We start from the raw sequence: 13,240 nt of genomic DNA on the forward strand, positions 1-13,240 counted from the left end.
ATATTATGTTAAGGTTCAAAAATAATCACAAAAAATGGTAACTTTACAAACTTATATTAAAAATAATTCATGGCTAAAAAAACTATAAATAATGATGTTCTACTAGCAAACATCATCAAGGGAATTGAAGAAGTAAAAGGAAATGATATCGACATTCTGGATTTAAGAGAAATAGACACCGCTGTTTGCGACTATTTTATCGTTTGCAACGGAAATTCAAACACACAGGTTAACGCCATCGTTAACTCCATCCAAAAAACAGTTTCAAAAGAATTAAAAGACAAGCCTTGGCATGTTGAAGGAACCGATAATGCAGAATGGGTTCTTATGGACTATGTAAACATCGTGGTACACGTTTTCCAAAAGCACATTCGCGAATATTACAACATCGAAAGTCTTTGGGGTGATGCCAAAATTACCACAATCGAAAATAAATACTAAAGAAAAATACTGTAATGGCTAAAGATAACAATCCAAATTCGAATAAATTTAAAGTAAGTCCTTGGTTAGTTTATACCGCAATACTATTAATTTTCTTGTTCATAAGTTACATAACCGGAGGATCCAATTTTCAAGAACCATCTCAACTTAAATCATCTGACATAGATGCTCTATTGGCAAAGGGACAAATTGAAAATGTAATTATTTTTAATAAAACAGATGCAGAAATTTATTTGAATGCGACCGCTTTGAAAGACCCTGCAAATAAAAAAGTAGCTAAAGATGTTTTAGACAGACCCAATAAAGGGCCACATTATATTACAAAATTTGGAGATCTTAAATCTTTTCAAGAAAAATTAGACAAAGCAAAAGCGGATAAAAAATTAAAAGATTATGATTTTAAAGACGCTAGCAATTGGACCGATATCTTCATCAGTCTTTTACCAATCATCATTATAATTGGCGTTTGGATATTCATCATGCGAAGAATGTCTGGCGGCGGCGGTGGCGGCGGCGGACAAATTTTCAATATTGGAAAATCAAAAGCCAAGCTATTTGACGAAAAAAACGACATCAAAACTTCATTCAAGGATGTTGCAGGTCTAGAAGGTGCCAAAGAAGAAATCCAGGAAATCGTGGAATTCTTGAAAAACCCTGAAAAATATACCAACCTCGGTGGAAAAATCCCCAAAGGAGCTTTGCTCGTTGGGCCTCCGGGAACAGGTAAAACATTATTGGCAAAAGCCGTTGCCGGCGAAGCCCAAGTCCCCTTCTTCTCCCTGTCAGGTTCTGACTTTGTGGAAATGTTTGTTGGTGTTGGTGCGTCACGTGTACGTGATTTGTTCAAACAAGCCAAAGAAAAATCTCCTGCAATTATTTTCATTGACGAAATTGATGCCGTGGGTAGAGCCAGAGGAAAAAACAATATGTCAGGCGGAAACGATGAACGCGAAAACACCTTGAACCAATTGTTGACAGAAATGGATGGTTTTGGAACCAATTCGAATGTAATCGTTTTGGCAGCCACCAACAGAGCCGATGTTTTGGACAAAGCCTTGATGCGTGCAGGCCGTTTTGACAGACAAATTTTCGTGGACTTGCCGGACATTCGCGAACGCGCCGAAATATTCCAAGTTCACCTTGCTCCATTGAAAAAAGTGGAAGGTCTAGATTTAGATTTCCTTGCCAAACAAACCCCTGGTTTCTCGGGAGCAGACATTGCCAATGTGTGTAACGAAGCGGCCTTGATAGCTGCCAGAAACAACAAAACTGCCGTGGACAAACAAGATTTCTTGGATGCTGTCGATAGAATAATTGGCGGTTTGGAAAAGAAAAACAAAATCATCACTCCCGAAGAAAAGAAAGCCATCGCCATACATGAAGCCGGTCACGCCACCGTAAGCTGGATGTTGGAACACGCCGCTCCACTTATTAAGGTAACGATTGTTCCTCGTGGACAAAGTTTGGGAGCCGCTTGGTATCTTCCGGAAGAAAGACAAATCGTGAGAACCGACCAAATGCTGGACGAAATGTGTGCCACCATGGGGGGAAGAGCGGCAGAGAAAGTAACTTTCGACCGAATTTCGACTGGAGCACTTAGCGATTTGGAAAAAGTGACTCGTCAAGCTCGTGCCATGGTGACCATTTACGGTTTAAACGATAAAATCGGGAATGTTACTTATTATGATTCAAGTGGACAAAGCGAATACAGTTTTTCTAAACCGTATTCCGATGAAACCGCAAAAGTAATTGATGCCGAAATTTCATTGTTGATCGAAAGCCAATACGAAAGAGCCATCAAAATATTGGAAGAAAACAAAGACAAATTAAATCAACTGGCCGATATCCTGATAGAAAAAGAAGTAATCTTCAAAGACGACTTGGAAACCATATTTGGGAAAAGAACTTTTGACGCAAACCTTGAAGAAGTAGTCTCTTAATAGGCAAAATCACATATTATTTTAAAATCTTAATTCAAAATCCACTTTTGAATTAAGATTTTTTTATCTTTGGACGTTATTAAAATAATATTTTAAGCAGCATAGAAAAACATGAGTCTTTTTAGAAAATTTTTTGGTTCCCATAACCCGGCTTCAGAGGAAGATAAAGATAATGAGTACAACAAATTCTCACCAGAAAACGATGCACCTTTAGAAGAGCAATTTGTCTATAATTTCAAAAAAAATGGCGGTAAATTTCTATATTGTGAAAACGAAACTGAAGTAAAAGATCACTTAGAACATATTCTCGAAGAAAACGATTGGTTTGAAAGTGAAGCATTATGCTATGAACCAGGACTTTTTAGTTTACTTGAAGAAAACAAAATTGCTTTTGACAAACCCACAAATCCAACATTCCTTTTGGCAGGTTGCGAAAACCTGATTGCCGACGAAGGTTCGATCTTGTTTTCGTCCAAACAAATCAAGCAAAGAAAGCCAAACGAATTGCCTGTAAACATAATCATTATTGCCACCACTAGCCAAATTATTGGAACTAAAAGTGATGGACTTAGTGTTATAAAAAAGAAATACATAAAAGATTATCCAACAAATATTACTACCATAAAATATTTTGAAAAAGCGGCAGAGGAAGATTTTACCCAATATGGAAGCACTGCAAAAAATCTATATTTATTGCTTTTAGAAGACCTATAATATGAATGAAACACTCAAGAGATCATTATCGGGGGCTGTTTATGTAATTTTATTACTGGCTTCAATACTGTTTTCTACCGAAAGTTTTTTTATTTTATTTGGAATATTTCTTACAATTGCAATTTATGAATTTTGCAATTTAATACAAGTAAATAAAACATTTCCAATCCTGTTTGGGACTATCTTATATACTACAGTAACATTAGTAAGCCATTACAATAAAATCACGACCGACACCATCAATAAGGTGTTCAACACTGACGTAGAAATAGCCATAAACATTCAACAATTAGACATTGTTTTATTGGTCATTACATTGGTTGTTTCCATAAAATGCATCCTTTTCTTGTTTTATGACAACATTCAAAAAACAAGCACATCGTCAAAATATTTGTATTTATTGGGGTATATTATTCTGCCATTTATATTTATCACCAAAATTTCATTCGGAATAAATGATTACAATCCTAAAATCATAATTGGATTATTCATCTTGATTTGGACAAACGACACCTTTGCTTATGTAGTGGGGAAATCTATAGGCAAAAACAAATTATTCGAAAAAATATCTCCCAAAAAAACAATAGAAGGGTTCTTTGGCGGAATCGTTTTTGCCGTTTTGGCGGGTTATTTAATATCCAAATACTACATCAAGGCCAAACCTGAATTTAGCGAAAAATCAATCTTGATTTGGACTTCAATCGCCATTATTGTTGGAGTTGCAGGCACTATAGGAGATTTAATAGAGTCAAAATTCAAGCGTATTGCCGGCGTAAAAGACAGTGGAGCCATAATGCCTGGCCATGGAGGCATCCTAGATCGACTAGATAGTGTTATATTTGTAGCACCAATAATATTTTTATTTTACCAAATTCTAAACTATGTTTCATAAAGAAGGAGCCCCATCTATTTTACTAGGCACTGTTTTTACTGCTGTCGTACTTTTATTAACCGATAAATTTATGGATCCCAATTGGATTCAAAAAGCAGTCCAAATAGCCGCTTTCGTGATATTGATTATCATTTTACAGTTTTTCAGAAATCCCAAACGCAACTATATCCTCAACGAGAATCAAATTTTGTCTCCTGTAGATGGAAAAGTGGTCGTGATTGAAGAAGTGTATGAAGGCGAATATTTCAAGGAAAAACGCATTCAAGTTTCTATTTTTATGTCGCCAATAAATGTCCACGTAACTCGTTATCCTCTTAGCGGGATTGTAAAATTCAGCAAGTACCATCCGGGAAAATTCTTGGTGGCATGGCATCCAAAAGCAAGTGAGGAAAACGAAAGAACAACCATTGTTATCGAAAACAAAACTTTTGGCGAGGTACTTTACCGTCAAATCGCGGGAGCTTTGGCAAGAAGAATTGTCAATTATGCAAAAGAAGGAACGCAAGTTGTTCAATGTGAAGATGCTGGTTTTATAAAATTTGGCTCAAGGGTTGACGTGTTTTTACCTCTTGGAACACCTATTAATGTTGTACTTAACCAAAAAGCAGTTGGTGGAAAAACCATCATTGCAACAAAATCTTGATGACAAAAAAAGATTTAGACACACGATTTCAAGAAGCCGTGGAAATAGCTTCACAGATGACACAGGCATCCTTGCCGCAAGATGTCCAGCTACGACTATATGCCTTTTACAAACAGGCCACCTTTGGCACGTTGAATTACAATCTTTCAGAAAATTTTGATTTGAGAAATGCTTTCAAAACCAATGCTTGGATTCAAATCAGTCATTTAACCATTGAAGAAGCTAAAGAACAATACATAGAAATCATCAATTCCTTAATAAAAAAATAATTGTAGCCATGAAAAACATTCGTTTTCTATTATTGAATTTAATGTTGGCAACCCTGTTACTTTCCTGCAACAAAAAAAAATACACAGAAGTAGTTGAAGTTCCACTACCTGCAGCGCAAGAAAAAGTAACCATGGGAATGCCCGACGACGTAAAGGCGGACGAAGGCTCATTCCAACTGGAAAAACTACCTTACAATTATGATGCTTTGGCGCCAAATATAACTGCATTGACAATGGAAATGCACTACTCCAAACATTATTTGGCATACGCCAACAACCTCAACAAAGCCATCGCAGGAACTCCATTAGAGAATCTAACGATTGAAGAAGTCTTGGCAAAATTGGATCCAAGTGTTCCCGAAATCAAGAATAATGCTGGCGGCTACTACAATCATTCCCTTTATTTTAAATGTATGGGACCAAAATCAGAAGGACAGCCCAAAGATACTTTGGCTGCAGCCATCACCAAAAAATTTGGTTCTTTTGACGAATTTACTACAGCTTTCAAAAATGAAGCCACAAAACAATTTGGTTCTTCTTGGGTTTGGTTAATTGTGGATAGATCTGGAAACCTTCAAATTACAAGTACCCAAAATCAAGACAATCCATTAATGCGAAATGCCCTTGTTCCTGGAAAACCAATTCTGGCTTTAGATCTTTGGGAACACGCTTATTACTTGGATTACCAATACAAAAGGAAAAATTACGTAGATGCTTTTTTCAATGCAATCAATTGGAACAAGGTTAGCGAAAATTATGAAGAAGCCTTGAGGAAGTAGAAAAACAAATCATACAGTCTTACTCTAGTATATTCACAAACCTGTGAATTTTACAACATATACATAAGTTTTTATAAGTACTAACGTCATATAAAGAACAACCTTTGCATGAATAGTTTAAACAAATAAAAATTCAAGTATAATGAAAACAACAAAATTTAATTTCCTCTCCAAAAACATTTTATTGGGTACTCTTGTAGCTCTATTGCTGCTTAGTTTTACCTCTTGTGCCAAAAAAATCACGTTCCAAACCTCGACTGTAGTCCCTGCAGCACGCGGACAAGTTACTGTCAACAAAGACAACAATAAAAATTACGTGGTTAAAATAAAAATTGATGATTTGGCCGAAGTCAGCCGATTGGAACCTTCCAGAAACGCCTATGTAGTTTGGATGGAAACCGATGAATCGCAAGTAAAAAACATTGGAAGAATAAAAAGTGACACCAAATTTATGTCATCGAAATTGAAAGCTGATTTTGAAACCGTTACCGCATTCAAACCTGTAAAAATATTTATTACTGCCGAGGATAATGCAGATGCACAATATCCAGGATCACAACTTGTTTTGGAAACAAACAGGTTTTAAAATTTGATTGTCAACAAATTTTAAAGAAGCAATTAATAAAAAAGCTGGAGCCAAATTAATTTGTGCTCCAGCTTTTTTTATATTCTTTTTAGATAATTAGTAAACAGTATTACTCAGCACAACTATATCCATAGGTTTTATCGTCACCTTTTTCATTGCCTTCTTGGTAAAAACCTCTTTGTAATTCCCTTTATTGAGAATCGGGTTTGCAAAAAGAACCGCTTTATCACTTCGATTGATAATCACAATGACTTCCTCACGCCCAAATTTACGGCAAAAAACATAAGTTTTTTCGAAATCATTGGTTTCAATTGTTTTGTAGTTTCCTAATTTTATGGCTTTATATTGATTGCGCAAAACAATAAATTTCTTGTACCAATTGAATAAATCAGCATTGAAATTCACTGCGTCAGCCTCGTGTTTACTTTGGTCGGGATTGAATGTTTCTGCATCATAATTCTTGTCAGCCCAGACCATTGGTTTCCGACAATCCGGGTCGTTACTGCCCCAAATTCCACATTCGTCACCGTAATAAATCATTGGCGAACCCAAATATAAAATTTGAAATGCTGCAATTAGTTTTTGCTTTTCCAATTGTTTGGCACTCGGTTTTCGAGCATTATAATTGACATTGTTGCTCTTCTGGCTCCAGACAAAATAATCTCCCCAATCACTAAATTTTTCCCCATCAGGATTTGCCACGGCACTACCAATTCGGGTTGCATCGTGACTTCCCACCAGATTTTGCATATTCATTGCAACACCTTCTCCAAAACCTTCACGCAATTGCTTCAATTGGTTGTCAAACTGACTAACGGAACAGCCTTTTGCGTCTTGCACAAAAAAATCATGTACAATGAAAGAAAAATTATAATTCATTGTCGCATCAAATTCGTCTCCGCTCAAATAAGGCTTGGTCTTGTCAATTGGATCAACCAATTCGGCTGTTAGATAAGCTTCGTTGTTGATTGATTTTACCAATTTTCGCCAATCTTTCCAAAAAGGATGACCAATGCAATAGGCCACGTCCAAACGCCAACCATCAATCCCATGCTGAACGCCTTTGTTCATAGGGTTCATCCATCGTTGGGTAGCGTTAAAAATATATTGTTTAGGCCCAACTACAATTCCTTTATCATCCTCTTTGAGTTCTGGCAAAGTTGTCACGCCAAACCAACCTTTGTATTCAAACTGTGTTCCTTTGGCAACATCGCGCCAACTATCAATTATGAACCAATCTTTGTAAGCTGATTTTTCTTGTTTTTCTTCCACATCTCGAAAAGCAAAACTCTTGGCTCCCAAATGATTGAAAACACCATCAAAAATGATAAACATCTTGCGTTTATGAACCTCATCAATCAGTTTCAAGGCAAGCAAATCTGCTTTTGTCCAAACCCATTTTGCTGGATTTAAAGGATCTTCATTCAGTATTAATTTTTTGTCGCCTTCCGGATCCGGACCAAATGTTGGATCAACATGATGATAGCACAAGGCATCGTATTTATGGGAAGATGGTGCCCAAAAAATGGGATTCATATAGATGGCATTTATACCCAAGGATTGCAAATAATCCAATTTATCAATTACACCCTGCAAATCTCCACCATATCGGCGACGTTGAATATTGTAATAAATGTCTTTGCCGTTTTTCTGTTCGTAAGGCTGCAATTCATACCAATCGCTGGTCCAAGAATGAATTTGAAAATCGGAAGTAGTATCAAAAGGGAATGCACCGTCTTGATCGTTCACTTTTGGATCGTTTGAAGGGTCTCCATTATAAAATCGCTCGGGAAATATTTGATACCAAACCACGCCTTTACTCCAATTGGGCGTGAAATCGTTTTGGGCAAAAGAAGGCAGGAATGCTAAAAACAGCAAACAAATTGTAATTGATTTTTTCATGGATAAAAAAGAAAAATTAAAACTTTAAAAAATTACAATTGATATATAAACGATTCCGAAGGTGCAATACTGATTTGCACTTTCCCTTCCCCATTTTCTACACGCAACTGCACACTGCTTTTGTGATACAATTGATCTGTAATGGTATAAGTTCCGTCTTTCAAATTCCATTTTTGGATAATGTCGGCAGGAATTTTGAGTTCGAAAGTACTGGTGGTTAGCCAAGAAAAATTAGTCACGATAATCAACTTTTGGGAATCCGACCAACGAGTATAAGAATAAATTCCATCATCATATCCTTGAGTCGATTGACGGTTTATGGTTTGAATTTCTTGAAATTTACCCATCAAGGCTGGACTGTTGATAGAAAAATTCAACAATCTTTTATAAAAATCACGCAAGTCTTTCTCTTCTTGCGAAAGTTGGCCTCCATCAAATTTCCCTCCGTTCATCCAACGTTGGTGATTTGGAACTCCTATATAATCAAAAATCGAAGTTCTCGAATGCTTTCCGAAACCGGCATCTTCATTTCCGGCTTCGCCCACTTCCTGACCAAAATAAACCATTGTTGGCGATGAACTTATCGTTGTAGAAACCACCATCAATGGTTTTCCCTTTTGTGGTGTTCCTGCAAATTCAGGACTTGCCAATCGTTGTTCGTCATGGTTGTCCAAGAAATGCAACATGTGGCGTTCAATGTCGGCCATTCGGTTTTGAATATCCGAAAGTCCGTCAGGCAATGATTTTCCTTGAATTACTTCTTTCAATTTGTCGTAGGTTTCCACTTTGTCATACAAATAATCCATTTTTCCAAGTCGAATATAATTTCGATATTCATTTGGATTATAGACTTCCGCCAACAAGAAGGTATTCGGATTTTTCATTTTTATCGATGAATTCATGTAGCTCCAAAATTCATACGGCACCATTTCGGCCATGTCGTATCTGAAACCATCCACGCCTTTGGCAGTCCAATACAAGGCAATGTCACGGAATTTTATCCAAGAATTCGGCACACTTTTGTCTTTCCAAAAATTAAAATGTTCTTGGTATGATTTGGTGTCAAAACCGGCAGGAAGTTCCGGAAAATCTTTCGAACCGTCGGGACGAATGCCGTAATTTACTTTCACCGTTTCGTACCAATCGTTAGCGTCTGGTTTCGCTTTTCGTGAACCGTTGCCTGTCCATTTTGCTGGATACTCGTCGAATTTACCATCTACTAATGGATTGTATTCGCCATTCAAAGGTTTGTCGGCTTCAGGCACTTCAAAAGGAGTTTTGGGTATATAATAAAAATTATTGTCGCGTTTGTATTCCACCGAAGTATCGTCGTCTGCACCAAAATCTCTTACGCCTTCCGGATTGTTTTTCCCTTCATATTTACGGGCAATGTGGTTGGGAACAATATCAATAATTATTTTCAATCCCGCTTTGTGGGTTCTGGCAATCAAGGCTTCAAATTCCTGCAAGCGATTGGCTGGGTTTACCGCTAAATCAGGATCGACATTGTAATAATCTTTTACCGCATAAGGAGAACCTGCCCGACCTTTTACCGCTTCGGGATCGTCGTTTGAAATACCTATCGAAGTGTAGTCACGCACCAAAGCATGATGTGGAACTCCGGTGTACCAAATATAAGTAACTCCCAAATCTTTTATTTCTTGGAGCGCTTTATCCGTAAAATCATTGAACTTCCCTACTCCGTTTTCTTCAACGGTTCCCCAAGGCTTGTTTGTGGTATTTTTGTTCCCAAATAATCGAGTAAAAACCTGATAAACGACTATCTTTTTCTCAGAGACTGGCTCTTGCTTGTCTGCATTCATTTTTATTCCTGAAGTTTTACAGGCTGTTGCCAAAAGTAGCGCACTTATTGCAACAACAGCAGTTATTTTTTTTATCATAATACTATTTTCTTTTATTGTGCTTTTTGTGTCATTCAACCCTTTTAAAATTAATCGACATTAAATTTAATACATTTTTTCATAAAGAAAAGACAGTTATTCGGAATTATCACTGGCAAAAAATTAATATTTTCTACTACAACGTAATATTACAGGGGTTTGTTGATAAGTTTAAAGCCCAATCAATTGCCCCTCTTGGCATTTTCAAAAGGTTATAAATAAATCATAATATAAATTCAGGTTGTTTGCTTTTTCTTAAATTTGGCAAAAAATAAATCCATTGAAGAAGTTACTCCTTTTCATAAGTTGTTGTTTGACAATTCTAGGTTCGCAAAACCTTTTGGCTCAAACACCAAAAAAAATCATCATAGAAAATTCTGATTTTGCAGACGTGAATCAAATTGAAATTCCCGATGCAACATTGCTGACAGGAAATGTGCGTGTCAACCACGACGGCGTAATCATGACCTGCAACAAAGCCTACTATTTTCAAAAGGAGAACTACATCAAGGCCTTTGGAGACGTGCAATTGGTTCAAGGCGACACCTTGTATTTAAACAGTAAGTATGCCGAATATAATGGTAATATGAAACAAGCTTTTGCCACGGGCGATGCCATTATGCATTCACCTGAATCCACTTTGGTCACCGACACCATCAACTTTAACCGCAACACCCAGGAAGTCTATTACAATTCGAACGGGACGATTACCAATCGGGATAATATCCTGAAAAGCAAGTCCGGAAAATATTATGTTGCCGAGAAAAAATTCCAATTCCTCACGGCGGTCACCATCACGAATCCCAAAACGGTAATCAAGTCCAATCATTTGGATTATTACAGCAATTCCGGGCATTCCTACCTTTTTGGACCATCGACCATTACCAGCAAGACCAATTTTATTTATACCGAAAAAGGCTTTTACGACACCAAGAGAAACTTGGCACATTTCCTTCGGAAGTCCTACATCAAATACGACGACCGCTTGATAGAAGGCGATAGTTTGTATTATGACCGAAATCGGGAATTTGCCTCAGCCACTCGAAACGTAAAAATTACCGATTCCGTCAACCGAGGCATCGTCAAAGGTCATTATGGCGAATTATACAAATTTAAAGATTCGATGTTTGTGACCAAAAGAGCCGTCGCGGTCAACTTTGTCGAAAACGATTCGGTTTACATTCACGGAAAAAAATTGATGGTTACCGGCCCGGAAGGTAACCGAATCATTCGCGCTTTCAACAATGTCCGTTTCTTTAAAACCGACATGAGCGGCAAATGCGATTCCATCCATTCCAGTTCCAAAACAGCCTTGACCAAATTGATAGGAAATCCAATCCTTTGGAACGGGGAAAGCCAGATTACGGGCGACATCATGCACCTCATTGGCAACCAAACAACACAAAAACTCGATTCGCTCAAAGTGCTCAACAACACCTTTATTGTCTCGAAAGACACGCTCGGAACCGGTTTCAACCAAGTCAAGGGACAAAATCTGTTCGGGAAATTTCTGGAAGGAAAACTCCACGATGTCGATATCATTAAAAATGCCGAGGTTATTTATTATATGCGGAACGACGCCCAGGAACTCATTGGCATCAACAAAAACGTGAGCAGCAAAATCAACATTATTTTTGACAAAAAAGAAATAGAAACCATCACTTTTTTCAAACAAGTCGATGGCACGATTTTTCCAGAGAAAGACCTGCCCGAACCCGACAGAAAACTCCGTGGACTGGTCTGGCGTGGCGATGAAAAAATCAAATCGAAAGACGATATTTTTACGGACGAAGACAACGAACTCAACGACAAACTGGTCAAACAAGGCAAAGCCGAAGAAGCCAAGGAAAATGTCCCGATGAAAATCAGGAAGGAAACCTTGAATTACGACAAGAAGAAAAAAAAGTAATCAGTGGTCAGTTTTTAGTGATTACTTAATTGCTATGAGAAAGCAGTAAAACCTTTCCTTTTTTAGAAAATCCAAATACTTTAAATCATTGATTTTATGAAAAACAGCATTATAATAGTACTATTCTTTTTAAGTTTACAATCTTTTTCTCAAAAAATTCAAACCAAATTAGGACCAGGAATTGATTTAAAAAATGAAGACGTTAATAGCATTTTTAATTTATGGAAAAATTATCTGTCTTCAAATCCAGATTTAATTTATGATAATCCTAATTGGAATGATTCAGAAAAAAAGAAATACAAAAGTTATGACTTGCTAAAATCTGAAGGTTTTTTAAACCCTTCTATCTATGCACTACAGCCCTTAAATACTGTATTATATATTAACGAATTTGGTAATGATTATATAATTCACTCGATGTATTACTGGATTAATGAGGATAATACACTTAACCCTCTAGCCATAACAAATGTAGTCGCTAAAAAAGAAAATGGCGTTTTTAAATTATATAATTATTTGCCTTTTTATACAAATGTATGGAAGAGTAAACAAGTTGGAATGATTAATTATAATTATCCAAACGACTATATTTTTGATAATGAGAACGCCCAAAAAGCAGATAAACTTTTACATAAATTAAATGAATTGTTTGATTTAGATTTAAAAAACTTGACCTATTATATAGCCAGAGATTGTGACGAAATTCACAAAATGAAGGGCTTTGAATATATTATTTCCATGGGAAGGACGCCAAGTTTATGTCGCTTTTATGATACCCAAAACAGTATTGTGTATTCTAGCAGTAAAATTGGAGAATATGATATGCATGAATTAATTCACGTTATTAATGCGAAATATACAAAAGCTCATTATTTACTTTTATCAGGTTTAGCAACATATACAAATGACAAATCAGCATCTTTTGGAAAACCCTTTTTATATTATATCGATAGAATACAAAATTATATAGATGCAAATCTAGGAATTGATTTGGCAGATTTTGAAAAATTACCTCAAATAGATGAAATAGATGCCTATTATTTTGTAGGTGCATTAATTACAGATATTATTTTAGAAAAAGGGGGAATTGATTTGCTTAAAGAGGCTCTTAATAGTGGAGTTGAAGACAAAGATTTGTTGCAGTTTTTAGAAAAAAAAGTAGGTTTAAACAAACAAAAATTAGACTCACTTTTGAAAAATAAATTTAAAAAAGCAAGTCAAAATCAAAACTTTACTTTTCGAATAAATTATTAAATTAATAAAA

At 36.3% G+C, this 13,240-nt stretch carries 12 protein-coding genes; 10 read left to right on the forward strand and 2 right to left on the reverse strand.

The features are described 5' to 3' along the window. The first annotated feature begins 69 nt into the window (after nucleotides 1-69). The 8 genes from rsfS (at nucleotide 70) to OZP13_RS11140 (ending at nucleotide 6,264) form a co-directional block, all read left to right on the forward strand. Nucleotides 70-441 carry a ribosome silencing factor gene (gene rsfS / locus OZP13_RS11105; RefSeq protein WP_281297180.1) on the forward strand — a complete coding sequence of 124 codons (372 nt, stop codon included), beginning with the start codon at nucleotides 70-72 and terminating at the stop codon, nucleotides 439-441. Nucleotides 442-455: 14 nt separating this feature from the next. Then, nucleotides 456-2,381 (forward strand): ATP-dependent zinc metalloprotease FtsH, encoded by a 1,926-nt coding sequence (ftsH, locus tag OZP13_RS11110; protein WP_281297181.1) that lies wholly within the window; start codon nucleotides 456-458, stop codon nucleotides 2,379-2,381. A gap of 111 nt (nucleotides 2,382-2,492) precedes the next feature. Continuing rightward, on the forward strand, nucleotides 2,493-3,095 hold the full coding sequence (locus OZP13_RS11115) for an LUD domain-containing protein (RefSeq protein WP_269240217.1): 603 nt from the start codon (nucleotides 2,493-2,495) through the stop codon (nucleotides 3,093-3,095). Nucleotide 3,096: 1 nt separating this feature from the next. Then, on the forward strand, nucleotides 3,097-3,987 hold the full coding sequence (locus OZP13_RS11120) for a phosphatidate cytidylyltransferase (RefSeq protein WP_269240218.1): 891 nt from the start codon (nucleotides 3,097-3,099) through the stop codon (nucleotides 3,985-3,987). Further along, nucleotides 3,977-4,630, forward strand: a complete 654-nt coding sequence (locus OZP13_RS11125; protein ID WP_269240219.1) for a phosphatidylserine decarboxylase family protein — start codon at nucleotides 3,977-3,979, stop codon at nucleotides 4,628-4,630. The genes OZP13_RS11120 and OZP13_RS11125 overlap by 11 nt, the downstream gene beginning before the upstream one ends. Continuing rightward, entirely contained in the window at nucleotides 4,630-4,899 is a 270-nt protein-coding gene (locus OZP13_RS11130) for an acyl-CoA-binding protein (RefSeq protein WP_281297182.1), read from the forward strand. The genes OZP13_RS11125 and OZP13_RS11130 overlap by 1 nt, the downstream gene beginning before the upstream one ends. An 8-nt stretch (nucleotides 4,900-4,907) precedes the next feature. Beyond that, on the forward strand, nucleotides 4,908-5,678 hold the full coding sequence (locus tag OZP13_RS11135) for a superoxide dismutase (protein ID WP_281297183.1): 771 nt from the start codon (nucleotides 4,908-4,910) through the stop codon (nucleotides 5,676-5,678). 142 nt (nucleotides 5,679-5,820) lie between these two features. Next, nucleotides 5,821-6,264 (forward strand): hypothetical protein, encoded by a 444-nt coding sequence (locus tag OZP13_RS11140; RefSeq protein ID WP_269240221.1) that lies wholly within the window; start codon nucleotides 5,821-5,823, stop codon nucleotides 6,262-6,264. Nucleotides 6,265-6,360: 96 nt separating this feature from the next. On the opposite strand, the gene OZP13_RS11145 is transcribed toward OZP13_RS11140, so the two are convergent. Then, on the reverse strand, nucleotides 6,361-8,166 hold the full coding sequence (locus tag OZP13_RS11145) for a glycoside hydrolase family 13 protein (protein ID WP_281297184.1): 1,806 nt from the start codon (nucleotides 8,164-8,166) through the stop codon (nucleotides 6,361-6,363). Nucleotides 8,167-8,198: 32 nt separating this feature from the next. Further along, a complete protein-coding gene (locus OZP13_RS11150; RefSeq protein ID WP_281297185.1) occupies nucleotides 8,199-10,067 on the reverse strand; it encodes an alpha-amylase family protein in 1,869 nt (622 codons plus the stop codon). A gap of 280 nt (nucleotides 10,068-10,347) precedes the next feature. Between OZP13_RS11150 and OZP13_RS11155 the strand changes: the two genes are divergently transcribed. Beyond that, the gene (locus OZP13_RS11155) at nucleotides 10,348-11,976 is read left to right on the forward strand and encodes an OstA-like protein (RefSeq protein WP_432419461.1); all 1,629 of its coding nucleotides are present in this window, start codon (nucleotides 10,348-10,350) and stop codon (nucleotides 11,974-11,976) included. Between the two features lie 96 nt (nucleotides 11,977-12,072). Further along, a complete protein-coding gene (locus OZP13_RS11160) occupies nucleotides 12,073-13,230 on the forward strand; it encodes a hypothetical protein (RefSeq protein ID WP_281297186.1) in 1,158 nt (385 codons plus the stop codon). The last annotated feature ends 10 nt before the right edge of the window (nucleotides 13,231-13,240 follow it).

The sequence above is a fragment of the Flavobacterium limnophilum genome (genome assembly GCF_027111315.2).
GTDB lineage: Bacteria > Bacteroidota > Bacteroidia > Flavobacteriales > Flavobacteriaceae > Flavobacterium > Flavobacterium limnophilum.